Source organism: Paraburkholderia sp. (genome assembly GCF_034668105.1).
GTDB lineage: Bacteria > Pseudomonadota > Gammaproteobacteria > Burkholderiales > Burkholderiaceae > Paraburkholderia.
In genome coordinates, this window is record NZ_JAXDPY010000462.1 from 1 (window position 1) to 24356 (window position 24356).

The 24356-nt window shown below is 64.2% G+C and carries 28 protein-coding genes; 18 read left to right on the forward strand and 10 right to left on the reverse strand.

Features of this window, described 5'->3' with window-relative positions; genetic code table 11:
* The 5 genes from murI to QOC89_RS20600 form a co-directional block, all read right to left on the reverse strand.
* Positions 1–743: glutamate racemase (murI, locus tag QOC89_RS20580; protein WP_323046705.1), on the reverse strand; the 743-nt coding region annotated here is incomplete at its 3' end.
* A gap of 211 nt (positions 744–954) precedes the next feature.
* Positions 955–1434: a bacterioferritin gene (gene bfr / locus QOC89_RS20585; RefSeq protein WP_074284854.1), complete on the reverse strand. Its 480-nt coding sequence runs from the start codon at positions 1432–1434 to the stop codon at positions 955–957.
* 191 nt (positions 1435–1625) lie between these two features.
* A complete protein-coding gene (locus QOC89_RS20590; RefSeq protein WP_323046706.1) occupies positions 1626–3149 on the reverse strand; it encodes a fumarate hydratase in 1524 nt (507 codons plus the stop codon).
* Positions 3150–3204: 55 nt separating this feature from the next.
* Positions 3205–3771 (reverse strand): TIGR00645 family protein, encoded by a 567-nt coding sequence (locus tag QOC89_RS20595; protein ID WP_323046707.1) that lies wholly within the window; start codon positions 3769–3771, stop codon positions 3205–3207.
* Between the two features lie 454 nt (positions 3772–4225).
* Complete coding sequence (locus QOC89_RS20600; RefSeq protein ID WP_323046708.1) at positions 4226–4837, reverse strand: hypothetical protein; 612 nt, start codon at positions 4835–4837, stop codon at positions 4226–4228.
* Here QOC89_RS20600 and QOC89_RS20605 point away from each other — a divergent pair.
* Complete coding sequence (locus tag QOC89_RS20605; protein ID WP_323046709.1) at positions 4836–5000, forward strand: hypothetical protein; 165 nt, start codon at positions 4836–4838, stop codon at positions 4998–5000. The genes QOC89_RS20600 and QOC89_RS20605 overlap by 2 nt on opposite strands.
* Before the next feature lie 142 nt (positions 5001–5142).
* On the opposite strand, the gene QOC89_RS20610 is transcribed toward QOC89_RS20605, so the two are convergent.
* Both QOC89_RS20610 and QOC89_RS20615 read right to left on the reverse strand, forming a co-directional pair.
* A complete protein-coding gene (locus QOC89_RS20610) occupies positions 5143–5517 on the reverse strand; it encodes a hypothetical protein (RefSeq protein WP_323046710.1) in 375 nt (124 codons plus the stop codon).
* 112 nt (positions 5518–5629) lie between these two features.
* Positions 5630–5986, reverse strand: a complete 357-nt coding sequence (locus QOC89_RS20615; protein WP_323046711.1) for a ribbon-helix-helix domain-containing protein — start codon at positions 5984–5986, stop codon at positions 5630–5632.
* A 412-nt stretch (positions 5987–6398) separates the two neighbouring features.
* On the opposite strand from QOC89_RS20615, the gene sctC reads away from it, so the two are divergent.
* The 17 genes from sctC (at position 6399) to QOC89_RS20700 (ending at position 20638) form a co-directional block, all read left to right on the forward strand.
* The gene (gene sctC / locus QOC89_RS20620) at positions 6399–8642 is read left to right on the forward strand and encodes a type III secretion system outer membrane ring subunit SctC (protein ID WP_323046712.1); all 2244 of its coding nucleotides are present in this window, start codon (positions 6399–6401) and stop codon (positions 8640–8642) included.
* On the forward strand, positions 8632–9732 hold the full coding sequence (locus tag QOC89_RS20625; protein WP_323046713.1) for an FHA domain-containing protein: 1101 nt from the start codon (positions 8632–8634) through the stop codon (positions 9730–9732). Before sctC ends, QOC89_RS20625 begins: the two co-directional genes overlap by 11 nt.
* A complete protein-coding gene (locus QOC89_RS20630) occupies positions 9710–9973 on the forward strand; it encodes a hypothetical protein (protein WP_323046714.1) in 264 nt (87 codons plus the stop codon). Before QOC89_RS20625 ends, QOC89_RS20630 begins: the two co-directional genes overlap by 23 nt.
* A gap of 12 nt (positions 9974–9985) precedes the next feature.
* Positions 9986–10306: a hypothetical protein gene (locus QOC89_RS20635; protein WP_323046715.1), complete on the forward strand. Its 321-nt coding sequence runs from the start codon at positions 9986–9988 to the stop codon at positions 10304–10306.
* Positions 10307–10372: 66 nt separating this feature from the next.
* Positions 10373–10831, forward strand: coding sequence for a hypothetical protein (locus QOC89_RS20640; protein WP_323046716.1), 459 nt, complete (start codon positions 10373–10375; stop codon positions 10829–10831).
* A gap of 73 nt (positions 10832–10904) precedes the next feature.
* On the forward strand, positions 10905–11174 hold the full coding sequence (locus tag QOC89_RS20645) for an acyl carrier protein (protein ID WP_323046717.1): 270 nt from the start codon (positions 10905–10907) through the stop codon (positions 11172–11174).
* On the forward strand, positions 11174–12088 hold the full coding sequence (sctJ, locus tag QOC89_RS20650; RefSeq protein ID WP_323046718.1) for a type III secretion system inner membrane ring lipoprotein SctJ: 915 nt from the start codon (positions 11174–11176) through the stop codon (positions 12086–12088). Before QOC89_RS20645 ends, sctJ begins: the two co-directional genes overlap by 1 nt.
* Complete coding sequence (locus tag QOC89_RS20655) at positions 12085–12669, forward strand: hypothetical protein (RefSeq protein ID WP_323046719.1); 585 nt, start codon at positions 12085–12087, stop codon at positions 12667–12669. Before sctJ ends, QOC89_RS20655 begins: the two co-directional genes overlap by 4 nt.
* Positions 12663–13442 carry a FliH/SctL family protein gene (locus QOC89_RS20660; RefSeq protein ID WP_323046720.1) on the forward strand — a complete coding sequence of 260 codons (780 nt, stop codon included), beginning with the start codon at positions 12663–12665 and terminating at the stop codon, positions 13440–13442. Before QOC89_RS20655 ends, QOC89_RS20660 begins: the two co-directional genes overlap by 7 nt.
* Positions 13439–14410 (forward strand): FliM/FliN family flagellar motor switch protein, encoded by a 972-nt coding sequence (locus QOC89_RS20665; RefSeq protein WP_323046721.1) that lies wholly within the window; start codon positions 13439–13441, stop codon positions 14408–14410. Before QOC89_RS20660 ends, QOC89_RS20665 begins: the two co-directional genes overlap by 4 nt.
* Positions 14407–15051, forward strand: coding sequence for an EscR/YscR/HrcR family type III secretion system export apparatus protein (locus QOC89_RS20670; protein ID WP_323046722.1), 645 nt, complete (start codon positions 14407–14409; stop codon positions 15049–15051). Before QOC89_RS20665 ends, QOC89_RS20670 begins: the two co-directional genes overlap by 4 nt.
* Entirely contained in the window at positions 15048–15323 is a 276-nt protein-coding gene (gene sctS, locus QOC89_RS20675; RefSeq protein WP_179741723.1) for a type III secretion system export apparatus subunit SctS, read from the forward strand. Before QOC89_RS20670 ends, sctS begins: the two co-directional genes overlap by 4 nt.
* Before the next feature lie 2 nt (positions 15324–15325).
* The gene (locus QOC89_RS20680; protein WP_323046733.1) at positions 15326–16048 is read left to right on the forward strand and encodes a flagellar biosynthetic protein FliR; all 723 of its coding nucleotides are present in this window, start codon (positions 15326–15328) and stop codon (positions 16046–16048) included.
* Positions 16045–16785 carry an EscU/YscU/HrcU family type III secretion system export apparatus switch protein gene (locus QOC89_RS20685; RefSeq protein ID WP_323046723.1) on the forward strand — a complete coding sequence of 247 codons (741 nt, stop codon included), beginning with the start codon at positions 16045–16047 and terminating at the stop codon, positions 16783–16785. Before QOC89_RS20680 ends, QOC89_RS20685 begins: the two co-directional genes overlap by 4 nt.
* 1 nt (position 16786) lies before the next feature.
* A complete protein-coding gene (locus tag QOC89_RS20690; protein WP_323046724.1) occupies positions 16787–18865 on the forward strand; it encodes a flagellar biosynthesis protein FlhA in 2079 nt (692 codons plus the stop codon).
* A gap of 10 nt (positions 18866–18875) precedes the next feature.
* Positions 18876–20207, forward strand: coding sequence for a FliI/YscN family ATPase (locus tag QOC89_RS20695; RefSeq protein WP_323046725.1), 1332 nt, complete (start codon positions 18876–18878; stop codon positions 20205–20207).
* Positions 20204–20638 carry a hypothetical protein gene (locus QOC89_RS20700; protein WP_323046726.1) on the forward strand — a complete coding sequence of 145 codons (435 nt, stop codon included), beginning with the start codon at positions 20204–20206 and terminating at the stop codon, positions 20636–20638. The genes QOC89_RS20695 and QOC89_RS20700 overlap by 4 nt, the downstream gene beginning before the upstream one ends.
* A gap of 42 nt (positions 20639–20680) precedes the next feature.
* On the opposite strand, the gene QOC89_RS20705 is transcribed toward QOC89_RS20700, so the two are convergent.
* From QOC89_RS20705 to QOC89_RS20715, 3 genes are all read right to left on the reverse strand, one after another.
* A complete protein-coding gene (locus tag QOC89_RS20705) occupies positions 20681–22183 on the reverse strand; it encodes a hypothetical protein (RefSeq protein ID WP_323046727.1) in 1503 nt (500 codons plus the stop codon).
* A 396-nt stretch (positions 22184–22579) separates the two neighbouring features.
* Positions 22580–23536 carry a DUF1521 domain-containing protein gene (locus tag QOC89_RS20710; RefSeq protein WP_323046728.1) on the reverse strand — a complete coding sequence of 319 codons (957 nt, stop codon included), beginning with the start codon at positions 23534–23536 and terminating at the stop codon, positions 22580–22582.
* A gap of 213 nt (positions 23537–23749) precedes the next feature.
* Positions 23750–24043 carry a hypothetical protein gene (locus QOC89_RS20715; protein ID WP_323046729.1) on the reverse strand — a complete coding sequence of 98 codons (294 nt, stop codon included), beginning with the start codon at positions 24041–24043 and terminating at the stop codon, positions 23750–23752.
* Positions 24044–24356 lie beyond the last annotated feature (313 nt).

Here is a 24356-nt window from a genome sequence, read left to right on the forward strand (position 1 = left end):
TCCGGGTTGTCCGGGGCGGCGCGTAGGCGATGCTGGTCGAGTACCCGTTCCAGTTGACGCGCAATGGCCACGCTCGTATCGATCAGCATGAGCCGGTCGCCGACGATGTCCCGGATCGCCGCATCGAGGAAAGGGTAGTGGGTGCAGCCGAGCACCAAGGTATCGGCGCCGGCATCGAGCATGGGCTGCAGGTAATTGCGCAGCAGCGCGCGCAATTCGGCGGAGCCTATGTCGCAGCGTTCCACCGCCTGCACCAGCCCATGGCCGGGCTGACAAAGAAAACGGCAATCGGCGGCGTAGCGCTCCAATAGCCCCTGAAAGCGGGCGCTGCGCAAGGTCACCTGGGTGGCGAGCACGCCGGCGACACGCGTTTTCGACTGCAGCGCGGCCGGTTTGACGCCCGGCTCGACGCCCACCAGCGGAATCGTCAGCTTTTCGCGGACCAATGCGATTGACTGCGCGGTCGCCGTATTGCACGCGACCACCAGCGCCTTCGCGCCTTGTCTCACGAGCCATTCCCCGATTGCCAGGGTGCGGTCGGCGATGAAGTCGTCGTCGCGCTCGCCGTAGGGCGCGTAGCGCGAATCGGCGACATAGATGAGCGCTTCGTGAGGCAGTTGCGCCCGGACCGCCCGTAGCACCGACAAACCGCCCAGACCCGAGTCGAAGATGCCGACCGGCGCCCACGAATCACCGCCTGAGGCGGCAATCGGGGCATTCGAAGACGGCGATTCTGCAGGCATAGGCGATAAGGACGCGCGCGGCGCAGCGGTCACGGCAAACTCACGAAAACGGAGAAGTGCTCAAGTATATCGCCCACGCGGCGCTTATTTGCCAAATAAGCTGATGAATAGAACAACCCGAGCAGCAAACCGGCCGGCAAAAAAGCTCCCGTGCGAGACGGTGTATGAGAACACTGACGCGCCGGCGCGCGGGGTTTTCCAAGCTGTCCGATCAGGACTCGATCGAACCCATCGCGGTTTGCTGATAATTCTGGATGCCGACCTTGTCGATCAGGTCGATCTGCGTTTCGAGCCAGTCGATGTGTTCTTCGGTGTCGTCGAGAATCTTCACGAAGATTTCACGCGAGATGAAATCGCGAACGGATTCGCAATACACGATTGCTTCCTTGCAGGTGCTCTGCGAAATCTGTTCGAGCTTCAGATCGCATTCGAGGATCTCTTTGGTTTCCTCGCCGATCAGCAGCTTGTGCAGGTCTTGCAGATTCGGCAGGCCGTCGAGCATGAAAATACGTTCGATCAACCAGTCGGCGTGCTTCATTTCGCCGATCGACTCATCGTATTCATGCTTGCCGAGTTTCTCGAGGCCCCAGTGCTTGTACATCCGCGCATGCAGGAAGTACTGGTTGATGGCGGTGAGCTCGTTCTTCAGCTGGGAGTTCAGATACTCGATAACTTTCTTGTCGCCTTGCATGGGGATTCCTTATAGGGGATTTGAATTTTCAACAACAATAAACGCCGGACCTGAAAAAGCCAAGGAAATGGACACAGTTTTTAGCCTTGATTTGCAAGGTTTTTGCGTGATGCGTACCGTTCTCATTTCACGATAAAAAAGCCGGGGTTTGAGGCCCCGGCTTGCGCTTTTTCGGCGAATGTTCCTACCGATCAAACTGTCGCGACCGGAATCTTGCCGATCCTGGCTTGCCATTCTTTCGGGCCAGTCTGGTGCACCGAGGTGCCGTTCGAATCGACGGCGACCGTGACCGGCATGTCCTGCACGTCGAACTCGTAGATCGCTTCCATGCCGAGGTCGTCGAACGCGAGAACCTTCGCGCTGCGAATGGCTTTCGACACGAGATAAGCGGCACCGCCCACCGCCATCAGATACGCGGCCTTGTGCTTCTTGATTGCCTCGATCGCCACCGGGCCGCGCTCGGCCTTGCCGATCATCGAGATGAGACCGGTTTGCGACAGCATGGTCTCAGTGAACTTGTCCATGCGCGTTGCCGTGGTCGGGCCTGCCGGGCCGACTGCCTCGTCACGCACCGGATCGACCGGGCCGACGTAATAGATCACGCGGTTGGTGAAGTCGACCGGCAGCTTTTCGCCCTTCGCCAGCATATCGGCGATGCGTTTGTGCGCCGCGTCGCGGCCCGTCAACATCTTGCCCGACAGCAGCAGCGTCTGGCCCGGCTTCCAGCTCGCGACTTCTTCCGGCGTCAGCGTATTCAGATCGACGCGCTTGCTCTTTTCCGTGTCCGGTTCCCACTGAACCTTCGGCCATGCGTCGAGCGAGGGTGCCTCGAGCTTCGCCACACCCGAGCCATCCAGCGTGAAGTGCGCGTGACGGGTTGCCGCGCAGTTCGGGATGATCGCGATCGGCTTGCTCGCCGCGTGCGTGGGCGCCGTCATGATCTTCACGTCGAGCACGGTAGCGAGACCGCCGAGACCTTGCGCGCCGATGCCGAGCGCGTTGACCTTCTCGTGCAGTTCCACGCGCAGTTCTTCGATCCAGTCTTTCGGGCCGCGTGCGATCACGTCCTGAATGTCGATCGGATCCATCAGCGATTCTTTCGCCATCACCATGGCTTTCTCAGCCGTGCCGCCGATGCCGATGCCGAGCATGCCCGGCGGGCACCAGCCCGCGCCCATGGTCGGCACGGTCTTCAGAATCCAGTCGACGATCGAGTCCGACGGATTCAGCATCGCGAACTTCGACTTGTTCTCCGAGCCGCCGCCCTTGGCCGCGACCTGCACGTCGACCTTGTCGCCCGGCACGATCTCGTAGTGGATCACGGCCGGCGTGTTGTCCGTTGTGTTCTTGCGCGCGCCTTCCGGCGGGCTCACGATCGACGCGCGCAGCACGTTGTCCGGGTTCAGATAACCGCGGCGCACGCCTTCGTTGATCATCTCGGTGACGCCCATGGTCGCGCCATCCCAGCGCACGTCCATGCCGACCTTGACGAACACCGTGACGATGCCGGTGTCCTGGCAGATCGGGCGCTTGCCTTCGGCGCACATGCGACTGTTGGTGAGGATCTGCGCGATCGCATCTTTCGCGGCCGGACTCTCTTCGAGCTCGTAAGCGCGGCCCAAGGCCTGGATGTAATCGAGCGGGTGGTAGTAGCTGATGTACTGAAGCGAATCAGCAATGCTCTGAATCAGGTCTTCCTGTTTGATGACGGTCATGGCTAGCTCAGTGGGGACAAGAGACGCGTGTTTTCAGACTCGCAGGACAGTGCGGTCAGTCGTGCGCCTGCAGGGGAGGGGAAGCGTTCGAACCCAGCGCGTGCAAACCCGCGGGTTCCTGAAAATGGTTCGGATGCGTATGGGTGGTGAGACGGTCGACAAACGCCATCACCAGCGCCGAGACGAGGAAGGCGACGTGAATGATCACCTGCCACATGATGGTGTGCGTCGAATTCTGGTCGGGGCTGATGAAGGTCTTCAGCAGATGGATCGACGAGATGCTGATCAGCGCCATCGACAATTTGACCTTGAGCACGCCGGCGTTCACATGGTCGAGCCATTCCGGTTCGTCCGGATGACCCTCTACGCCGAGGCGCGACACGAAGGTTTCATACCCGCCGATGATCACCATGATCAGCAGGTTCGAGATCATCACCACGTCGATCAGGCCGAGCACGACCAGCATGATGTTGGTTTCGTCGAGCGTCATGGAGGCCGTGACCAGATGCCAGACTTCTTTGAGGAACAGTACGACGTACACCGCCTGGGCGACGATCAGGCCCAGGTAGAGCGGCAGCTGCAGCCAGCGGCTCATGAAGATGAGGGCGGGAATCGGGCGCATCGGGCGCATCGGGCGGCGCGGACGGGCGGAGTCGGGTCGCGGAGCGGACATAGGCAAAGAGTTGGATGAAACGCAGGTGACGGAACAGGGACTCAACGTGCCGGCCCGGCGCCCAGATCAAGCGCGCGGGTCAAGCATGCAAACCTTGGCGCAGACGGCGCGGGGCACGGCCAGGCTAGGCCAGAAAAAGCTTACGTCGGGCGCGCTATTGTACAGCGTCTGTTGAATTTGCCGCGGCGCGGCGGGCAGTTTGAGCGGGCAGGCGTTGGCGTGGCTCCCCGGCATTGCCGTGGCTCCAGGTGGGCAACAGTCTTTGGTGAGCGCCAGCTTCGGCGAGCGTCTGTAGCAGGCAACGGCCGTTCACAGGCGGTCGGGCGTCTCAGCAGGAAGCGACGGTTAACAGGCGGCGCCGTTCACGGGGCTACCGGCGGCACCCGCTTGAATATCACACGCATCACTTGCGCCGCGCGCCGCTGTAGAGATCGTAGGGCGCATCGCATGACTGATCCGCCGCGGCAAAATGCGCGACGATACGCGCGCGTGCGGAACTTCTGTCGCCTTGCGCTGCGAAGATGCGCAAGTTCGTCAGGCGCAGCGGTGTTCCTGGCAAGACGGCGACGCAATCCACGAAGCGCGCGGTCGACAGATTCTTCTGCGGGACCGACTCGTCGAAGATCGAGAACAACAGGTGCGCCCCGTCGCGCCGTTGCGCCGCGGCCCGGCGCCTTGCCAAGGCGGCCGCGTTGGAGGGCAGCACGAAAGCGCACTGAGCGCCGAGGTCCACAAAGCACCGGTCCCCGTCGCCTTGCAGCGCGGCAAGCCCGTCGCGAGTGATTTGCGACACGCGGTACGAGGTGCCGACGTAGTCCTGCATCGATTGCAGTTCATCGAGGAAGCGTTGCACGAGCGCATCGGGCAACGAACCTCCGCGCAGCAATTCACCGATAGGGCGATGACCGCCGTCGACGAAATGGCTCATGGCGCTGTAGAGCCCTGCATTGGAGCGCCGCACGAGGTCGTCGAGCCGATGGCGATCGACGGGGCCGAGCCTTGGAGAAGAGTTCATGGTGTTTTCAGGAGGGAAGTTCGGGCAGTGGTCGGGCTATGAAGCGGACTATGAAGCGGGCTATGAAGCGGGCTATGAAGCGGGCTATGAAGCGGACTATGAAACGGCCTATGAAGCGGACTATGAAGCGAGCTATGAAGCAGGCCATGAGGCAAGGGCATGAAGGGGGATGAAGCGGGACCAGGCCATGAAGCAGGCCATGAAGCACGCCATGAAGCACGCCATGAAGCAACGCGGCTCGCTGTTGCGCTGCCCCGCTTCCGGCCGGCGTCGATGCGACGGCCGGCCGTGAGCTCAGGGCTCGGTTAAGCGGCGCCGCCTCCAGCCGCTCCCGCTTTGCCCATCATCGAAGTGACCATGCCGAGCAACGGCATCGCGGCTGAAATGGCCGTCCCGATGAGGCCCATGATCTGACTCAACGCGCCCGCCATGTCGGCGCCACCGCCGCCGCCCTGTGTCCCTGCGCCCTGGGTGCCGAACTCGCCGTCGTTCGCCGCTGCGAGCGGCTGGTGCAGCATGGCGGCGGGCGGCATATTGCCGGCAGCGCCGATCTCGTCGGGGGAAAACATCCGCACGGAGCTGAAGCTCGCGTTGGTCTGGATGCCGTTTTGCGCCGCGTCCGGCAAATTGCCCATATCGAACGGCATGCTGCCGCCGACCATGTTGATTGCATTGCTCATTGTGAAATCCTGGTGATTAAGAGTTAAACCGTTCGGTTGCCGTTTTAGCGCGAACAATCACAGTGGGTGCTCCACGTTGTTCGATTCCCGACTGTGAGAGAAATTGGTCTGATTATTTCGATAAACCCCCTTGCGTTGGTTGGTGAAATTTGCGTGCTGCGTCTGGATCGATTGCATGTATGCCGATTGGATATTTCTGTTCGAGTATTTGCGTGACGCAGATGATTCTGATGAACCCGGTGAAGTTGCAGATGGTTTCTTGTGTCATGTCGATTTCGAGAGCCCATTTTGAAATCAGTTTTCCTACTGTCAGAGATTCCTGACGGGCAATTTCCTCGATGATTCGCCAATAGATTTCCTCGAGTCGCAGACAGGTTGCGAATCCGTTAATTCTGACGGAGCGTAGTCTCGGTCTTGCGAGTTGAGGGGTGAAGTTGCAATACCGTGTCATCCGCATGTGGGTGCGCATGTAGGAATTGAGGAATGACCTGCTTCCATTAAGAGGTTGAAGCGGAGCGGTGCGCTTAATTGCGGGAGAGACTGTCCGGTACGAACTGAATTGCACGAGTTGGCTGTCATGATCGGATTAATCGAGTTGTCAGTTCCGCAATCCTCGCTCTACAGGAAAAGAACAGGTCATACAGATGTATGACTTATCGTCGCCTGCACTTCATCTGTATTTTTGGATAAGTGAATTTCCGCAGAGTAAATGCCACTTCAGACAAATGCCGCGTATTGGCATTCGGTCAGTTGGGCGGAATCGCGCCGATGCATCGGTGTTTTAACCACTGCTCATGTCTTATATGTGTATGACCTTGGGCATGGAAAACATCATTAAATTTGTGGCTAACGGAGTCAATAAACGTAGCCAGGGATTTTTAATGCTTATGATGCGGCGCAACGATTCGACTATTGAGAAGGAGAAGGGCGGCGACGAACGCCCGGATTTGCCGTCGTGCGCCTGCCGGGCCGCCTTGCGTCACGTCGCGGGACCGCTCGGCCTCGCCTCGGCCGTGTTGCTTCTACCGGCGGCGCAAGCCGCGACACCCGCATGGCAAGGTGCGCCGATCCACTACGCAGTGAGCGGCGCCCCGTTGCCCGACGTATTACGCGACGTGCTCGCCGTCGAAGGCTTGAGCGCCGACATCGGCCGCGATGTGAAGGGACTGGTCAATGGCCGTTTCGACGACACGCCGGGCAATGTTTTCATCCAGCTGATCGAGGCCTACGGACTTGTCTGGTATTTCGACGGCAAGGCGATGCATGTCGCGAGCGCGTCGGACGTGCGCAGCCGGGTGATCCCGTTCGCGCCGATGACCCGCGAGGCCGTCGCGTCCCTGCTGCGCAACCTCGATCTCGACGACGCCCGGCTGCCGGTCAAATACTCCGCGACCACCGTCAAGGTAGCGGGCCCGTCGAAATTCGTCGACGCGGTGGCCGAGGCGATCGACAAGGCGCAGCGGCAGACCACCGTGGCGCCATCGTTCGACGAGACTGTCATCCGCGTTTTTCCGCTGCGTTATGCGCAGGCGCAGGACGTCCGCTATGCGGTCGGCGCGCAGGAGCAGGTGGTGCCGGGCGTCGCTTCGCTGCTGCGCCGCTTGATGACGGATACCTGGCAGGCCACGGCCCAGCGTGCCGCGCGCTCGCACGCCGACGCTCGCGCCGACGCGCGTGCCGATGCTCGCAATGCGCGCGGCGGGCCGCCGCCGTTGCCGAGCCTGCTCGGCCTCGGCCTCGCCGGCACGCCGCCTGACAATGCCGCCGAGCCGGCTCCGCCGCTGCCCGATTCCGGTTCCGACACTGCCCAGCCTGTCGCGACCCCTGCGCGGCGCAACATCGTCGCCGATCAGCGCAGTAACTCGGTGGTCATCAGCGACCTCGTGTCGATGATGCCGAACTACGAGCGCGCGATCGCGATGCTCGACCAGCCGCAGGAGCTCGTTGAGATCGACGCGGTGGTGATCGACGTGTCGTCGAATGCCGCGCGCTCGCTCGGCGTGCGTTGGGGCGGCGCGAACGGACGTATCAACGTCGCCTCGGGGACCGCGAGCGCGCCGACGGGCTTCCGCGCGGTGGACCTGGTCACGCCGGCAAGCGCGGCGGCCGGGCTCAATCTTGCAACGCTGATCGGCAACTCGGCGCAATACCTGTTCGCCCAGATTCATGCGCTGGAGGAAGCCGGTCAGGCGCGTGTGCTGTCGCGCCCGCAGGTCTTGACGCTGAACAACACGGAGGCGGCGCTGACCTCGCGCAGCACGGTGTATGTGCGGGTCGCGGGCAACCAGGCCGTCGACCTCTTCAACATCGATACGGGGATGACGCTGAAGGTGACGCCGAGCGTCGAATCGACCGGCGAGCCGCGCCGCAATATCCGGCTCAATATCCAGATCGAAGACGGGACGTTCAATACGTCGGCGTCGGTGGACGGTATCCCGAAGGTCGATAACCACTCGGTCGTCACTCAGGCGATCGTGCGCGACGGCGAGAGTCTGCTGATCGGCGGCTATCAGTATGAACGTAGCGAAAGCACCACATCCAAGGTGCCGCTGCTCGGCGACGTGCCCTATCTCGGCGCGTTGTTCCGCGATACCGAGACCACGCGAGAGCGCCTCGAACGGCTGGTCCTGATCACGCCGCGCCTGAAGCGCCTCACGGGTGATGGGGTGTCGGACACGGCGCAGGGCGCGGATGGGATGACGATTGGTACTGCTACTTCAAGTCCGGATGCGAGTTCCGTTGGGACGGCAGTGACCGCGAGCGCGTTGCCCGTAGCGACGATGTCATTGGCGAGCAATGCGCCTCTTGCCGCGCGTCCACGGTCACAAGCGCAACAGGCACAGCCAGCGCAACCGGCACAGCAAGCGCAACCGGCACAGCAAGCGCAACCGGCACAGCAAGCGCAACAAGGCCAACAAGGCCAACAAGCCCAACAAGCCCAACAAGCCCAACAAGCCCCGCAACCGCCTGCCCCCAATGTCCCGTCAGCGGTCGACGCGGCATTGCGGGCGCTGGCCCAGCCCACCGCGCCCGCCGCTCCTCAGCCGTCTGCGTCCCCGTCCCTGTCACCGCCCGGCTTGCCGCTGGTCAGCAAGATGCCATGGGAGAACCGCCATGACCGCTGACGCACGGATTGTCGTGATGGACGGCGTGCACACCGGCGCAAGCGTGGTGCTGTCGCCCGGCAAGCCGTTGCGCATAGGCAGCGGCGGCGAAGCCGACCTGATGGTGATCGACGAAGGCGTCGAACCGCTGCACGCCACCGTCGAGTTGCACGGCGCAGCGCTCGCGCTGGTCGCCGACGCTGCGCGCGTCGCTGTGTTTGGCCGGCCTGTGCCGCCGGGGCGCCGCGTGCTCCTTGAGCGCGGCGCGTGGTTTTCGGCGGGGGCCATCACGTTCCAGTTCTGCGGCCGCGATGCGCCGGGTCCGACGCTGGCGCGCGACGCGGAGCGTGCCTACCTGCGCCGTCATGCGCCGCTGGCGTACATCGCGCGGCACTGGACCGATGCCTCGCCGGTGACGCGGGCCGTGGCCGTTGCGGTGCCGGTTGTCTTCGCATTGCTCACGTGGACCGCTGCCCACCAGTGGCCCAGCGACACACCGCGCGCAGTTCATGGGAACGACGCGTTCCGGCTGGTGAAGACGCACCTCGACCCGAAGACCGGCGCACTCATTTACGAGGGCTACGTCGAGTCGGCCGCCGATCTGGCGGCGCTGACCGCCAGTGCCTGGTCGCGGCAACGCGCGCCCGTGATGCATGTGTTCGTGCTCGCGCTACTGCGGGAGCAAGTCGACGAATTTCTCGCGCACTACTACCGCGGCGCCACCGTGCATGCCACGCAACCCGGCGCATTCGCCGCGACGCTACCCGACCCGCAGGGGTTTCTGTCGCCCGAATCGTGGGACTACGCACGTGTCGCGCGTCTCGCCGGCGCCGAAATCAACGGACTGCGCGGCCTCACTTTTCCGGGGCATGCCCAGCAGGGCGAGCGGGTGCGGGTACCGCTCGAAGCACTTGGCCTGAATCTGCTCGCGAGCCGTCACGCATTCTGGCTCACGGATGCGCAAGGCGTGCGCTATTTCGCCGGCGCGCGACTGCCGATCGGTCGGGTGACACGCATCTCGGCTTGCACCGCGGAGCTCACGCGCGACGACGACGGTTCGGTCTACGAATTCTTTCTGGATGCCGCCCATGCTGGAAAAAACTGCCGGTAAAAGCACGCTTGGCGCGTGTGCCGATCTCCCGCTCGAAGCGCAACTTGCCGAAACCGGCGGGGCGGGGCGCGAGTCGATCGTGGCACGCCTGACCACGGAAATAGACGCGATGAACAGCGCGCTGCCGGGTGCGTCGCCGACTGTGCGAAAGGAACTGATTCTGCTTGTCGAGTGTTTGCGCGCGGCTCGGCAAGTGGTGGAACGAAGCGTCAGCTTCACAAACGCGCGCGATAAAAGATAAGGAATAGAAATCATGAATCAGGTCAATACGACGATGTCCCCGAATCTGGGCGGCAACTTCGCCGGCGGCGCGAGCGGTTCGACGGTCGGCGCGAGCGGCGGCCTGTCGGCCCAGAAGGTGGCCGAGGTGCTGGCGAAGATCCTCGAGAAACAGAACCAGGACTTCGACAGCAAATTACAGCAGGCCGAAGGCACCGACGACAAGCAGCAGAACGCCGCGATGATGAAAGTGCAGCAGGCAATGGGCGCGGTGAACACGACCCAGAGCGTTGCGACGGCCTGCGTGCAGGGTCTCACCGACGCGCAGAAGGAAACGGCGCGCGCCTCTCATTAACACATTTCCCGTTTCACTTTAACCAGGACGGAGACGCCTTGCGGCGTCTTCGGGGAGCCATCGCCGATGCAGAGCGACACCTTGGAGCTGCTGATTTCGATCGGTCACTACGCACGCGTGCATGCGCGCTTCGATGAAGCGCGCTATCTGTTCGAGCGGCTTGCCGTGCTGTATCCGCAGCGGGCATTTCCGTATCTCGGACTGGGGTTGGTCGAGATCGACCGGGCGAATTACCGTGCCGCGTCCCTGCTGTTCGTGCGCGCCGTGGAAGTCGCACCCGACAGTGCGCTGGCGCGTGCATGGCTCGGCGTGTGCCAGGTGTTCGAAGGCCACTACGCGCTCGGTGCACGAACGCTGATCGCGGTGGCCGACGGCGACGAAGCCGGCGCGGCTTCGATGGCCGCGGCCTTCCTGAATCTGCCTGAATGCGCGCCTTATCGCCACGCGGCTCGTCCCCCCCAGGCTGAGCGCGCCGTGGGTCCCATTTCAACCATTGAACGACTGACTATTCGAGGCAGCCATTGATATGTTGCACGTCCCTGTCACAACCTTGCCGGCGCAGTCCGGCGCAGTGTCCCCGCCATCTTCCGTATCGGCCATGTCTGGCCCGACCCTACGGGTCGCCGATGGCACGGCCGACCAGGGCTCGCTGATCGAGCGTCTTCTGGCGCACGCGCAAGACGTGCAGGACACGTCGGCGCAACAGCTATCGCAGCACCTCGACCAGCTTGACGCCGGCCGCATCTCGACCTCCGACATGCTGCGCCTGCAGGCCGACATGGGCGCTTTCTCGGTGCGCGTGCAAATGACGGTGCGCGTTGCCGACGAGACCGGCCGCGCCATCCAGACGTTGTCGCAGCGAAGCTGATGCGGCGCGCCCTGATCCTGCTGCCGGTGCTGCTGCTCCTCGTCGGCTGTAGAACCTCGCTGTTCGAAGGCCTGGACGAGGACCAGGCGAACCGCATCATTGCCGCGCTCAGCCATCACGGCGTGAACGGTTACAAGGAGCGCAACGCGGACCGCACCTGGAACATTTCGGTCGACGACGCGGACGCGGTCGTGGCCACCGAACTGGCCAGCGCCTATGCGCTGCCGCGCGGCGGCCATGCGAATCTCGGCGAGCTGTTCAGCCGCCAGGGCCTGATTTCGAGCCCTGAAGAAGACCGTGTCCGCTACGTGTACGGGCTCTCGCAGGAGTTGTCCGAAACACTCGAAAAGATGGACGGCGTGCTGCTGGCCCGCGTGCATATCGTGCTCCCCGAAAAAGATCCGATGGATCCGGCGCAGGACGCGCTGCCGTCGGCCTCCGTGATGATGCGCTATCGCAGCGACTACAACCTCGAGCTGATGCGCGACAGGATTCGCGCGCTGGTGGCGGGGAGTGTCGAAGGCCTGACGCCCGCGCGGGTGTCGCTGACGCTGCTGGCGGTCACGCCGGTGCTGACCTTCCCAGGCCGATGCGCGGACGGCGGCGATGTCGCCAGTGCCGCGGGCGCGGTGGTCGCCACGGATTGCGTGCGAGACGGCAACCCGTCGCGCACCACCGCGATGCTGTGTGTGCTGGCGCTGCTCGTGCTGCTGGCCGCCGGCTTCATGTGGTTGTGGCGTTCGCAAACCCGCACGTGGTTCGGACGGAAGACACGCGGCGATGCGGCGAAGGCTGGCCGAGGACAACCTGCGAAGGCGGCTCCGCAAGCGCCGCGCGACGGGCCCGAGGCGCACACCGCTGAGACCGTAGCCAAGGCCTCGAAGTCCGCGAACCGTACGGGAGATGACGCATGAAACACGCGTACACCAGCGCACCCGCTGATTGGGTGCATGACAGCTGGCTCGAATCGGGGCGTCCCATTCGTCACGTACGTGACGAGCGGCACGCGCGAGCCGCGCATGCTTTTCTGTTCGACCGTTACCCACAACTGAATCACGTGAGCCGCGCCGGCTTGCCGCCGGCGCTGCCGCTGTGGCCACGGCCGGCGTGCGCGCGTCTGTGCCGGATCGTTGCCGCGCTTGCCTTCGCCGGCTCGTTGCGCCGGATCGTGGCCGCACCGGCGCGCATGGCGTTCGCGGCCGGCGTCGCGCCGCATCTGCTCGGCACGCTGCAACGGCACCCGCGTAGCGGCGCGGCGGATCTGAGCGTCGAGCCGATGCCGTCGCTGTTCAACCGGCGCGACATGACGGCGCTCGGCCTGACGCTGGCGACCCACGTCGCCGCCGACTCTCCCTATGCGTTCTGGTGGAGCCTGCGCTTGCCGCGAGAAGTCGTGGAGGCTGCGGCGCGCTATCGCGTGCACGGTCTGTCCGTGCTCGACGCTCAGCAGCTGATCGCCGACGCGCGGCGTGTGATGGAGGGGCCGGCATGCTGATCTGTCGAATGGGTGCATGGCGAATTGAATCCGACGGTCATCTGAGTGCGCTCGAACTGGCGTCGTTCGAGGGCTTGCGCGCGGTCGAGGCGCAACGCGCGAGCGAAGCGGCCGGTGAGCGCGTGCGCCTCGCACAGCAGGCGCGTGAACTCAAACGCCGGGCCTGGCGTCACGGGCACGCGGCCGGCAAGGCGGCGGCGTTGCGTCAGCAGGTGGGACGCGCGGCCGCGGCGGCCTTTGCCGCGCAACGGCTCGAGGACCGGCTGACGCAGATCGTGCTGGGGGCGGTGAGCGCCATCGTCGGCGAGTTGCCGCCTTCGGCCGCGTTGACCAATCAGTTGCGCCGCGCGGTCGCGGTGTCGCAATCGCAACGGCTGGTTTCCGTGCGGGTTGCACCGGCGGCGTTCGAGGAAGCGACGCAGTTGATCGCCGTCGTCGAACATGAGCTCGCCGCGCCGTTCTGCACGGTGCTGGCCGATGCCGGCTTACCCGCGCATTCGTGCGTCATTGAGACGGAGGCCGGCGTGATCGATGGCGGTCTGAAAGTGCAGTTGCGCGCTCTCGAACGCGACATCCGCGACGGCGTCGCCGCGCTGTTGCGCACTTACGACCTCGCCGACGGTGTGGGCCGCACGACGTTCGACATGGTCGAGCAGGGCGTGCGGCACACGTTGGCCGCGCTGGCCGCGCCGCTCGTGCTGCCGCCCCAGCGAGCCCCGGCGTCTGAGCGGGCGCGCGTCTTTCAACGGCCGTTCGTGCGGGAGGTCGCATGACGCTCTGGCCGGACCTGGAAACCCTCGCGCCGGCGGACGCCGAGCGTCACAACCTGGCGATCGGCCACTTCGGCCGGCCGCGGGTGGTGCGTGTCGGCACCGGCCGTTTCACGCTGGAGTTCGAAGCGTGCCACGCGCGCTATCCACTGCGCCTGTCCGGCATGGCGGCACAAGTACCGTTCAGCGCCACCTGCGATGCCGGCGCGCTATGGCCGGAACTCTCGCCCGCGGTGATCGGCGCGCGCGGCGACACCGCCGTGACGCATGTCGCCGACGCGTTGAGCGACTGGTTGTGCGCGCTCGAAGGCCTGTTCGGTTTCACGCTAGAACTCACCGGCGTGGCGTTCGACGCCGTCGCGCCGACGGGCGCCTATGGCATTGCCGTCACTCACGCGACGAGCGGCCGCGCGGCCCACTTCTCGTTCTGCAGCCCCGCGGTCGATGCCTGGCTGCGGCGCCATCCACCGGTCAGGCCGACCAGCGACGCGCTGCTGCGCCGCCTGTACGTCCGCATGCCGATCTGCCTCGCGGGCCCGTCGATGCCGTTGCCGCGCTTGCGCAAGGTCACGGTGGGCGACGCGCTGCTGTTCGACAGTCAGTCGTATTACCTGCGCGTGCCTTTGCGATTGGGCGCGTGCCGGATCTTGTTGAAGTTCACTGAGGAGCACACCTTGATAGACCATGTCCTGAACGATGAAACCCCGCCCGTCGAAGTGACCAGCGAATTGCTGCCGATCGACGCCCTGACCTTCGCGTTCGAAGCGGTGCTCGGCACGCTGTCGTTGTCGGTCGCCGAACTGGCTCATCTGCGCCAGGGATCGATCGTCGCGTTCCGGCTGCCTTCGCGTGAGCGCAGCGTCACGCTGCTCTGCCAGGGCATTCCGTTTGCCCGCGGCGAGCTGATCGATATCGACGGTTCGCTCGGCGTGCGCGTGACCCGGCTGACTCACGCAGACGTACCGGCATGATCGCCCAACTCGACCAGCTGCAGGTTGTCGGCGTGTTCTTCATGCTCGGCCTGCTACCGCTCGCGGTCGTGATGACGACCTCGTTTACGAAGTTCAGCATCGTGCTCACGCTGCTGCGCTCGGCGCTCGGCGTGCAGCAGGCGCCGAGCAACCTGGTGATCTCGGGGCTCGCGCTCGCGGCGACGCTGGTCGTGATGTCGCCGACGCTGGCAAAGATCGAAAGCGCTTTGCCGGTCGGCGACAACGGCGAACTCTCATTGCCGCGTCCCGCCGAACTCCTGCAGGCCGTGCGTGGTCCGCTCGGCGACTTCATGCTGGCGCATTCGCGGCCCGATGAACGCAAGTTTCTCGTCGGTGCCGCGAAGCGGATCGATCCACAGCGCGAGGCCCACGAAACCGATCTTCAACTGCTGATTCCGGCGTTTCTGATCGGCGAGATATCGAGTGGATTCGAAGCGGGCTTTCTGCTCTATATCGCGTTTCTGGTGGTGGATCTGGTCGTGGCCAACGTGTTGACCGCCATGGGCATGGTGATGCTGTCACCGAGCACGGTGTCGATTCCGTTGAAGTTATTTATTTTCGTGTCGGTATCAGGCGTTTCGAAGCTGATGCACGGCCTGATCGTCGGCTATGTCAAATGAACAGTGTTCCGTCTCTTGCCACCTTGTCCAGCGACGCGCTCATGCTGGTGTTCTGGTTGTCGTTACCCGCGCTGGCTGTCGCGACCGTGGTCGGTTTGCTGGTGGGCTTGTTGCAATCGGTGACGCAGATCCAGGATCAGAGTCTGCCGTACGGGGCCAAGATCATCTGCGTCGGCGCGGTGCTGATCGTGACGGCGCCGTGGGCGAGCCGCGAACTCGCGCGCTTTCTCGCCCATGTGTTCACCTTCATCGCGGCGGGGCGGTTGCATTGAGCGTGGACTACCTCGACTATCTCAAGGGCTTTGCGTTTTGCGCGATCCGGCCCGCCGTGGCGCTCTACCTGATTCCGTTCGGCCAGAGCGGCTCGCTCGGCATTCTGTTGCGGCTGCCGATGGTGCTGGCGCTGGCCATGCTGCCGCAACATACCGGCTGGCCGCCGCACCTGCTGCCGGCAATCGGCGTGGAAGCGGCGACCGGCGTAGCGCTCGGCCTGCTGCTCGGCACGATCTTTCATGCGGCGGCAGCGGCGGGTGCGGTGCTCGACCAGCAGGGCGGTTATGCGAGCGCGGCGGTCTACGATCCGCACTTCCAGCAGGAAGCGGCGCTGTTCGAAACGCTGTTTCTCCAGTTTGCCGCGCTGACCCTGTTCACGGGGCCGGGCCTGCCGCTGCTGTTCGGTTTCTTCACCGATGCGTGGGTGCTGTGGCCGCCGGGCCGCTGGCGCGTCGACCTGACCGACGTGTTCCGGCACATCGCGCTGACCGAGCTGGCCGCAACGCTCGCCGAAGGCGTGCGGCTCGCCAGTCCGCTGCTCGGTCTGATGCTGCTGATCGACGTCGCGTTCGGGCTGATGTCGCGGCACGCGAAACGGCTCAACCCGTTCGCCACCGCACGGACCGTCAAGGCAATGATCCTCTCGTTTGCGGCGATGCTGAGCGTGCCCGCGCTGTTCGCGCAATTGCGTCTCGCCTTCGATCACGTGATCCATTTGCCATGAGCGATAAGAGCGAAGCCCCGACCCCCAAGCGGATCCGCCGTGCCCGAGAAGACGGCGAGATCACCAGGAGCACCCATCTGACGGTGGCGTTCAGCGGCCTCGTCTGGTGGCTGTATCTGTTTATCGAAGCGCCGCACCTGTATGCGCTAGGCACGCGTCTGATCCTGCATGTGACGCTTCAGGACCAGGCGCTGCCGTTCGGTGAGCGGCTCGTCTCGATGCTTGCCGCGCTGAGCGCGTTCCTGCCGGTCGTGTTGATCGCGCTCGGTGTCGGCGCGCTCGCGGTACTCGTGCCGGAGTTGATGCAAACGCGTGGCCTGATCGCGTGGAAGCGCGTCACACCCGATGTGAAGCGTCTGAATCCGGTCAACGGTCTCAAGCAGATGTTCAGCTTGCGCCTGCTATGGGACACGGTGCTGACCTTGCTGCAATTCGCGGTGCTGCTGTTTCTGTTCGTGCAGGCGCTTACCACGTGGTTGCGCCAGCTCGCGCCGATGTGGGCGTTCTCGTTACCGGTTCAGCTCGGCTATACGGTCGGCTCGCACTCGCATCTGCTGATTGCGATGGCGGCGTCGCAGATCGCGCCCGCCGCCGCCGACTATTTCATTCAGCGCTTCTTGTTGCTGCGCAGCCTGCGCATGGACAAGAGCGAAATCAAACGGGAGTTCCGCGACGACGAAGGCGACCCCTACGTCAAAAACCGTCGCCGCGCGCTTCATCGGGAGCTTGGGCAATAACATGTTGAATCGTTCCATTCTGAGCCGCTACGATCTCTCGGCCATCTTCGCGCGTCACGCCGATGTCGCGGTCGGCATCGGCATTCTGACTGTGCTCGCGCTGCTGATCGTGCCGGTGCCGCCGTTCGTGCTCGACCTGTTCATCTGCGTGAGTTTCGCATCCAGCCTGACGATGCTGACCACCACGCTGTATGTGTCGAGGGCCGCGGATCTGGCGAGTTTTCCGTCGTTGCTGCTGATCACCACGCTGCTGCGTCTCGCTCTCGCGATCGCGTCGACCAAGATGATCCTGCTGCATGCGCACGCCGGCCAGATCATCGGCGCATTCGGCGAAATGGTGGTGGGCGGCAACGTGGCGGTCGGGCTGGTGGTGTTCATCGTGCTCGCGGCGATCCAGTTCATCGTCGTCGCGAAAGGTGCGGACCGGGTCGCCGAAGTGGCCGCGCGCTTCACGCTCGACGGCATTCCGGGCCGCCAGATGAGCATCGACGCCGACATGCGCAACGGCGTGATCAGCGCGGCCCAGGCGAGCCGGCTGCGCGCCGCGCTCGAGCGCGAGACGTACTTCTACGGCTCGCTCGACGGCGCGATGAAGTTCGTCAAGGGCGATGCGGTGGCCGGCATTGTGGTCGCGCTGGTGAATATCATCGGCGGCCTCGCGGTGGGCATCGCGCAGCGCGGCATGTCGTTCGCCGACGCGTTGCATGCCTACACGATTCTCACGGTGGGTGATGGTCTCGTCTCGCAGATCCCGTCGCTGATCGTTTCGGTGGCGGCCGGTCTTCTCGTCACCCGCGTGGCGTCGGCCGACGCTGCCGACGCGCATCTCGGCGGCGACATTTACCGGCAACTGGCGATGCATCCCAAGGCGATCGGCATGGCCGGGATTGCGTGCCTGTCGCTGGCGGCGATTCCCGGTTTTCCGCACCTCCAGTTTCTGGTGGCCGGGGGGCTGCTGCTTGTGCTCGCGGTCACGCTAATGCGCAACGCTGCGCTCGCGACGAACTCGCAGCGCGCGCTGATGCCGGAGATGACGCGCGACGGCGGCAATTACGTGCCGCGCATTCTTGACGACGTCGAGCTCGGCACCAGTGCGGCCTTGCGGCTGCGGCTCGGCCTCGATGCCTTCGATGCCTTGCGGCCCGAAGCGCTGAACCGGCGGCTCGGTCAACTGCGCCGCAATCTGATGATCGATCTTGGCGTGCCGTTTCCCGGTCTCGCGTTGCTGCGCGATACGCGGCTCGCGCCCGAGCGCTACATCGTGGATATCGAGGATGTGCCGTTTGCGAGCGGCACGCTGGTGGCCGCTCATACGCTGATGAGCGGCGACGAGAACCGCATCGTGTTCGACGGGGTCGAGGGCTACCGGCCGCGTGCGCCGAAATCGGTCTGGGTGCCGAATGCGAAGGCGGCCGCGATCGACGATCCGGAGATCCACAAGGCAAGCGTCGACGAGGCGTTATGCGATCACCTGGCGGAGATCTGCGAGCGTTCGGCAGCCGATTTTCTCGGCACCCAGGAGACCCGCTTCCTGCTCGATCAGTTGTCGATCGAATTTCGCGAGCTGGTCGCGCAGGCGGGGCAGGCCGCGAGCACGGTGCAGCTCGCGGGCGTGTTGCGGCAATTGCTCCAGCAGCAGGTGCCGATTCGCAATCTGCGCGCGATTCTCGAAGCCGTGGTGCGCGTGCCGGCGGGTGAGCGCACGCTCGACCGGATGGTGCGCGAGGCGCGTATCCAACTCGGGCGGCAGATCGCACGTGGTTACGCCGACCTGCAAAGCTGGACGATTTCGGCGGCCGTGCTCGACCCGGCATGGGAAGCCAGCCTCGAGGCGCAAATTCGCAGCGGCGTGGACGGCGAGCCGCAGTGCGTGCTGTCGGCGGACGAGCTGACTCGCGCCCAACAGTTGCTGGCCGCGGATCTGTCCGAGATCCGGCTGATCGTCACCAATGCGGTGCTGCGTCCGCATCTGGTGCGGTTACTGCGCGACTTCGGATTGCGCATTGACGTGCTGGCGATCGAAGAGATTCCACTCGACGTCTTCCGTATCCAGACCATCGCGACGCTTGGCGCGCCATAAGGAGGAGATCATGCGAGCGACGCAAAACAGTGCGCCCCTGTTCATGTCCGCGCCAAGTTTGCGCGGGCGGGTGGTCGAAGCGCGCGGTGTGATCGTGCGCGTGGTGGGTGTGTCGTTGCGCGTCGGCGAGAAAGTGCGCCTCGTGCGGCCGGACACCCTCGAAGCCCAGTACGGCGAAGTGGTGGGCTTTGCCCACGACGGTGCGCTGGTGATGCCGCTGGCGGGTCTGGCCGGCCTGTCGGATATCACCGAGGTGCAGGGCTGCGGCTCGGCATGGGGCAGCGTCGCCGCGGCGGGATTGCTAGGACGCGTGGTGGACGGTCTCGGTAATCCACTCGACGGCGGTCCGCTGCCGCCGCCGGCCGCACCCACGCCCACGCAAACCATGCCGGGCGACGCCGCGGCGACGCTCAATCCGCTCGAGCGGCCCGTCATCAGCGTGCCGTTCGCCACGGGGGTGCGGGCGATCGACGGCTTGCTGACCTGCGGCGTCGGTCAGCGCACGGGTGTCTTCGCGCCGGCGGGCGGCGGCAAGAGCACGATCATGGGCATGATCGCGAACGGCGCGTCGACCGATGCGATCGTGGTGGCACTGATCGGCGAGCGCGGCCGCGAGGTGGCCGAATTCATTCACGATCATCTGGATCGGCGGCGCGCGTCGACCATCGTGATCGCGGCGACCTCCGACCGTCCCGCAGCGGAGCGGATCAAGGCCGCGCAACTGGCGTCGCAGGTGGCGGTGGGATTGCGCGCAACCGGGCGCAATGTGCTGCTGTTGTTCGACTCGCTGACGCGCTATGCACGGGCGCTGCGCGAGCTGGGCCTCGCCGTTGGCGAGCCGCCGCTGCGCGGTGGCTTTCCGCCGAGTGTGTTTGCGCAGCTGCCGCGCCTGATCGAATCCGCCGGTGTGACCGCGCAGGGCAGCATCACCGCGTTTTATACCGTGCTCGCGGATGAGGCCGATTTGTCGGATCCGGTGGCGGAAGAAGCGCGCTCGTTGCTCGACGGGCATATCCAGTTATCGTCGAAACTCGGCGCGTCAGGCCACTATCCGGCGATCGACATCTTGCGCAGCCGCAGCCGCTTGATGAATCGCGTCGCGGACACCACGCAACGCGCCGACGCGAATCGTGTGCGCGACTGGCTGGCGCGTTACGAGGAGGTCGAGATGCTGTTGCAGATCGGCGAATACGAGCGGGGTCACGATCCCGAGACGGACCGGGCGATCGATCAGCGCCCGGCGATCCAGCGCTTTCTACGTCAACCGTACGACCAGTGCAGCTCATGGCCCGAGACGCGCGCGCAGCTACATGGCCTGTGCGCCGGCGACAACCTGGCATGATGGGCGGCGCCGCGCAGGAGGCGGAGCTTTGGCAACTGCTCGCGCGAGTGCGCGGTTTGCGGGTGCGCCGCCGGCTGCGTGCACTGGCCGATGCGCGCCGGCGCGAGCGCCAGGCGGCGGCCGCGGTGGCCGAACAGCTTGCCGCGCTGGAACGGCACGCCGAAGCACGGTTGCACGTGCTTGGATTCTGCCGGCGCGACCAGCGCGCCGGTGGACAATGGCATGCGACGCTGCGTGCGCACGACGTACGCCTTCCCGGCTTGCAGCGGCAACTGAGCGACGCGCAGCAAGCGCATGCGGCGGCGCGCCGCGAAGCGGCCGAGGCGCTGCGGAACTGGAGCGTCGAGCGGGTTCGGCATGACGACGCAAAGCACCGTTGGCGGGTAGCGCTCGCGCGTGTGGCATGCGCGTCGGACGGAGGCACGGGCTAGCGCCGCCGAAAACGCGGCGCTAGCCCGTGCGCTCAACGGCCGTCAGGCATGCGGATCAAACTGCACGAACATCTGCATCGCCCGGCGCAGATCGCCCGATTGATCGCGACCGAAGTGGTAGTTGCCAAGATCGAACCCGGTCATGTAAGCCGGCGCAAGCGCGCCGTTCAAGACCATGCCAAATGCGGCGGCAGCGCGATCTTTCATCGGCAGATTCGAATCCGAAACGTCGCGGGCGAAGGTCCAGGCTTCGCGCGCCGACGCACTGGCGTGAGCGATTTCGCCCGCATTGACCTTATGCAGATTGCTGACGATCGTGTCGGCGGAATGGTCCGATAGATTGATGTCGAGGCGTTTCAGCAAATCGTTGACTATTTTCACGGAGCTGGGATACGAGCCCGGCACGTCGCCCGTTGGCGAGCTCGTCGTCATCTCGTGGACTCGATCGCGGTTAGCCATATTGTTGCTGCTGTTGCCCGCTGTGCCGGGACTCCCGCCCTTGAGGCCGACGTCGTGATGCACCTGCCAGTTGCCCTGCTCGTCGAGTTCGACGGGATATTGAAGTTTCGCGGGGTCGCCGGGTTGATACACGCGCCACGAGCCGTTGTCTTTGTCATATCTGACCGGCCAGTTCTGCTCGCCCGCCTGGATATAGGATTGGCCTTTTTCGTCCCTTAGAACGCCCGGACTGTTCGGGTCAGCGCCAAGGTTGCCCTTCGGCTTGCCTGCGTATTGCGTGGGCACATCGAAGTGCGAGCCGATCGCAGAGGGCGCGTTCGCCCCGGGGTCGTCTGTGTGCGCTGCATGGGCCTGCGGTTCGCCTGTGCTGGATTGAGGTGCAGCGGATTGGGCAGGCTTCGAGTGAACGGGCGCACCAGGCGCACCGCCACGATCGGCAGGCGGATGCGCCGAACGTGCGGGTCGCGTGCCGGACTTCGTGTTCGACGAGAGTTCGGATAAGGATGTCTGCGCTGGTCGACCCGGCTGGCCGCTACTGACAGAGTCGCCCGGCACCTCCGGCTGAACGTTCGGCTGCGGCAGTAGTGGGTTGCCGTTCTGATCTTTTTCGCCCGCGCTCCCGCGCGTGATAGTCAGTGCATCGCCGATAACGGGCAGCTGCTGCAGCACGTTATCGACCTTCTTGCCAGTTTCCTCGCCGCTATGCGACTTATCCCCCGTCGCCATATCGCGGACCCTACCCATGGTTTGTGCCGGATGCGTTGCGCCATCCTTGAAGCCGCGCTTGAAAACATCCCATTTGGTCTCGGCCTGGTTGGGGTCGCGGTGCGGTTGCTGCACCGGGAAGCTTCCCAGATAGATAGGTTCGCCGTCAGGGCCCAACTTCCAGCGGGTCCCGACATTGTGAATCTGCATCGGGTCCTGAGTGGAACTGTCATTGGACGAAATCGCCCGCTGCATACCCGTGGAACCGGAGGTATCGAATACCGCGGGCTGCACCGGGGGTAGGGCAGTCTGCCCGCCGCGTTGCGCACTCGTTAACTGCTCAAAGGGGTTGTGTTGATTGCTGGATGATTCGACTTTCATTACGTGATCCTGAATTAAATCGACGATTGAAATCGGCTTTGCCGAACACGTCTCCGGAGGAGAGGTGTGCGTCTATTGAAACGCATGGAATCCGTGCAACGGTCTAATTTGTCTCTGCATTCTCGTGTGTCTTTTCGTCGCATCATGCGATGAATAGAGACAGGTGCGTCGGCGCCGTGGTGTGGTGTGCGTGGGGGGTGTCCGCGCAGTCGGTGCGCGTATCGGCGGATTTCATGCGCGGCCCGCGGACGGCCGGGCGCTGACAGGCAGGTCGCGCGCGCGACCGGGACGGTGCGTGGGCGGAAGGTCGGATGCCGCACGCCTGCGTCGAGCGCGAGTGCGGCATCCATGGGGGACAACGGCTGGCGCCGTTGTCCCCAGTGGCGTGCGGTGAGCTTACTTGTTGGCCTTGGTGATGTCGGCCGCTGTCGGCTCCTTGCCGGTGGCCGGATCGATCCAGCCGCTGCCGTTGCGGTTGGCCAGGACGGTGTAGCCGTCCGGCGCGGCGGCGTCGAGTGCACGGCCATCGCGGCTCTTTTGCACACTGAGACCTGCCTTGTCTTCCTGGCTCAGCCCCGTGACCTGATACGCCTGATTGCCGCGGGTAATCGTCACCTGATCCGCGTACGACACCGACTTGTTGTTCGCGCCCGGCTGCGTGCCGACCGTGACTTTGGTGTTGTCAGGCAGCATGAAGGTCATTGGGCCGTTGAACATCGCCGTCGACTTGTTGGCGCCGTTCTCGTGCTGGGTCAGGTGCGGGTCGCCCCAGACCTTCGTCTTATCGCCGGTTTTCGCGTTGGTCATGGTCATCGACGAGTCCGACTTGTTGAAGTCGAGCTTGTAGTCGCCGAGATCGATGCTCGCCTTGTTGTTGCTGACCGCGGTGTTGCTCCATTGCGTCTCGTTGGTCTTGCCGGAGTCGTTGCAGCAGCAGTTGTTGCGCGACGAGACGTTGATGTTGGTCTGGGTGTAGTTGCTGGTCCGGTTGTCGCAGCGGTAGTCATTGCGGTTGGGGAGCGGCGCAGCGGGATAGTTGCCGCGATTGCCATTTCCATTGCCACGCCAGTCGATCGGTTGCGGGTTCGCGGCCTGACCGCGATTGCTGGTCGACCCTTGCGCGAAGTACGTGCTGCTCTGACCATTGCCCGAGGTCTGGCTAAAGACGGAGAACGACGTCTTCGAGAAGCCGCTCAGCATATTCGACATCTGGCTGGACTGGTTGAAACCGCTGTTGAAACCGCCGGTGGACCCGCCATTGAAGCCTGCGGCAGGCGAGCGCTGCGGTTGCGCGCCACCAAAGAAAGTGTTGAGGTTGCCCTGGAGCGAAAGCAACGGAGTGTTCAATTGCATGGCTGCTTGCATGTAGTGATTCCTGAACGAAATGAGTCGGCTTGAACGGGACAGCCGGAGCCGCGTCGCCGACGGTATGGGATTGGCTCCGCTGATGAAATAGTAGCGAGAGCAGATTTTCATTCGGCATACTTATCTATAGAGATACGCGATTGATTCGTTAGACGGCGGTGATCGGCCGTCTCGTCATTGCCGCACTGATTCCGGTCGCGCTTATGTCATGGTCTCGATGGGGCAGGCGGCACCCGGGTCGGTTGTAGCGTTGTATAAGTCGGTGTCATTCCCGGCGGATAGACCAGTTCCTGCTCGCCCGCGCTCACGTGCGGCCGGCGTCGCGGCCGTGACGAAACCCGTGCGCAGGCGGCCCAGTGCGCTGAGTTGCTGCCGGTCGCCCAAGCCGGTCAGGTAACCCGCACCGACCGGCCGGTTGAAGACACCATCGCCGGGCGCATCGAGATGTTGCCCGGTCAAAGCGGCGCTGGCGGAGCTGCCTGTGGAGGTCTTCATATGAATGCTCCGGTTCCATGCAAGATGAAGAGCCCGCGCGATCCGGGCTCGCGAATGGGCATCGAACGTGATGCGTGCTCGGGAGACCACCCCAGGTGCAACCCTGGGTGTCATTCCTGTATGACTGCAACTGGCACCCCATACGCAGGCGAAGTTCATGACACGGTGCGAGCGCATCAGTTAACATGGGAAACCTGCGCACGCGAGCCGATGCAGGGGTGCAGCCAGGCGGCGTAAGTGACGGGTAAGTTGCTGCGGTTATCTTTGACTGCAATCCGACAACGGGTTGCTCAGGTGATGCAGTGCCGCACAC

What these genes read in the sequence shown, in the direction of transcription:
- bfr (WP_074284854.1), bottom strand. Translation starts at nt 1,434, where the DNA reads ATGCAAGGCGACAAGAAAGTTATCGAGTATCTGAACTCCCAGCTGAAG.
- QOC89_RS20590 (WP_323046706.1), bottom strand. Translation starts at nt 3,149, where the DNA reads ATGACCGTCATCAAACAGGAAGACCTGATTCAGAGCATTGCTGATTCG.
- QOC89_RS20595 (WP_323046707.1), bottom strand. Translation starts at nt 3,771, where the DNA reads ATGCGCCCGATTCCCGCCCTCATCTTCATGAGCCGCTGGCTGCAGCTG.
- QOC89_RS20605 (WP_323046709.1), top strand. Translation starts at nt 4,836, where the DNA reads ATGGTGTTTTCAGGAGGGAAGTTCGGGCAGTGGTCGGGCTATGAAGCG.
- QOC89_RS20600 (WP_323046708.1), bottom strand. Translation starts at nt 4,837, where the DNA reads ATGAACTCTTCTCCAAGGCTCGGCCCCGTCGATCGCCATCGGCTCGAC.
- QOC89_RS20610 (WP_323046710.1), bottom strand. Translation starts at nt 5,517, where the DNA reads ATGAGCAATGCAATCAACATGGTCGGCGGCAGCATGCCGTTCGATATG.
- QOC89_RS20615 (WP_323046711.1), bottom strand. Translation starts at nt 5,986, where the DNA reads ATGCGCACCCACATGCGGATGACACGGTATTGCAACTTCACCCCTCAA.
- sctC (WP_323046712.1), top strand. Translation starts at nt 6,399, where the DNA reads ATGCTTATGATGCGGCGCAACGATTCGACTATTGAGAAGGAGAAGGGC.
- QOC89_RS20625 (WP_323046713.1), top strand. Translation starts at nt 8,632, where the DNA reads ATGACCGCTGACGCACGGATTGTCGTGATGGACGGCGTGCACACCGGC.
- QOC89_RS20630 (WP_323046714.1), top strand. Translation starts at nt 9,710, where the DNA reads ATGCTGGAAAAAACTGCCGGTAAAAGCACGCTTGGCGCGTGTGCCGAT.
- QOC89_RS20635 (WP_323046715.1), top strand. Translation starts at nt 9,986, where the DNA reads ATGAATCAGGTCAATACGACGATGTCCCCGAATCTGGGCGGCAACTTC.
- QOC89_RS20640 (WP_323046716.1), top strand. Translation starts at nt 10,373, where the DNA reads ATGCAGAGCGACACCTTGGAGCTGCTGATTTCGATCGGTCACTACGCA.
- QOC89_RS20645 (WP_323046717.1), top strand. Translation starts at nt 10,905, where the DNA reads ATGTCTGGCCCGACCCTACGGGTCGCCGATGGCACGGCCGACCAGGGC.
- sctJ (WP_323046718.1), top strand. Translation starts at nt 11,174, where the DNA reads ATGCGGCGCGCCCTGATCCTGCTGCCGGTGCTGCTGCTCCTCGTCGGC.
- QOC89_RS20655 (WP_323046719.1), top strand. Translation starts at nt 12,085, where the DNA reads ATGAAACACGCGTACACCAGCGCACCCGCTGATTGGGTGCATGACAGC.
- QOC89_RS20660 (WP_323046720.1), top strand. Translation starts at nt 12,663, where the DNA reads ATGCTGATCTGTCGAATGGGTGCATGGCGAATTGAATCCGACGGTCAT.
- QOC89_RS20665 (WP_323046721.1), top strand. Translation starts at nt 13,439, where the DNA reads ATGACGCTCTGGCCGGACCTGGAAACCCTCGCGCCGGCGGACGCCGAG.
- QOC89_RS20670 (WP_323046722.1), top strand. Translation starts at nt 14,407, where the DNA reads ATGATCGCCCAACTCGACCAGCTGCAGGTTGTCGGCGTGTTCTTCATG.
- sctS (WP_179741723.1), top strand. Translation starts at nt 15,048, where the DNA reads ATGAACAGTGTTCCGTCTCTTGCCACCTTGTCCAGCGACGCGCTCATG.
- QOC89_RS20685 (WP_323046723.1), top strand. Translation starts at nt 16,045, where the DNA reads ATGAGCGATAAGAGCGAAGCCCCGACCCCCAAGCGGATCCGCCGTGCC.
- QOC89_RS20690 (WP_323046724.1), top strand. Translation starts at nt 16,787, where the DNA reads ATGTTGAATCGTTCCATTCTGAGCCGCTACGATCTCTCGGCCATCTTC.
- QOC89_RS20695 (WP_323046725.1), top strand. Translation starts at nt 18,876, where the DNA reads ATGCGAGCGACGCAAAACAGTGCGCCCCTGTTCATGTCCGCGCCAAGT.
- QOC89_RS20700 (WP_323046726.1), top strand. Translation starts at nt 20,204, where the DNA reads ATGATGGGCGGCGCCGCGCAGGAGGCGGAGCTTTGGCAACTGCTCGCG.
- QOC89_RS20705 (WP_323046727.1), bottom strand. Translation starts at nt 22,183, where the DNA reads ATGAAAGTCGAATCATCCAGCAATCAACACAACCCCTTTGAGCAGTTA.
- QOC89_RS20710 (WP_323046728.1), bottom strand. Translation starts at nt 23,536, where the DNA reads ATGCAATTGAACACTCCGTTGCTTTCGCTCCAGGGCAACCTCAACACT.
- QOC89_RS20715 (WP_323046729.1), bottom strand. Translation starts at nt 24,043, where the DNA reads ATGAAGACCTCCACAGGCAGCTCCGCCAGCGCCGCTTTGACCGGGCAA.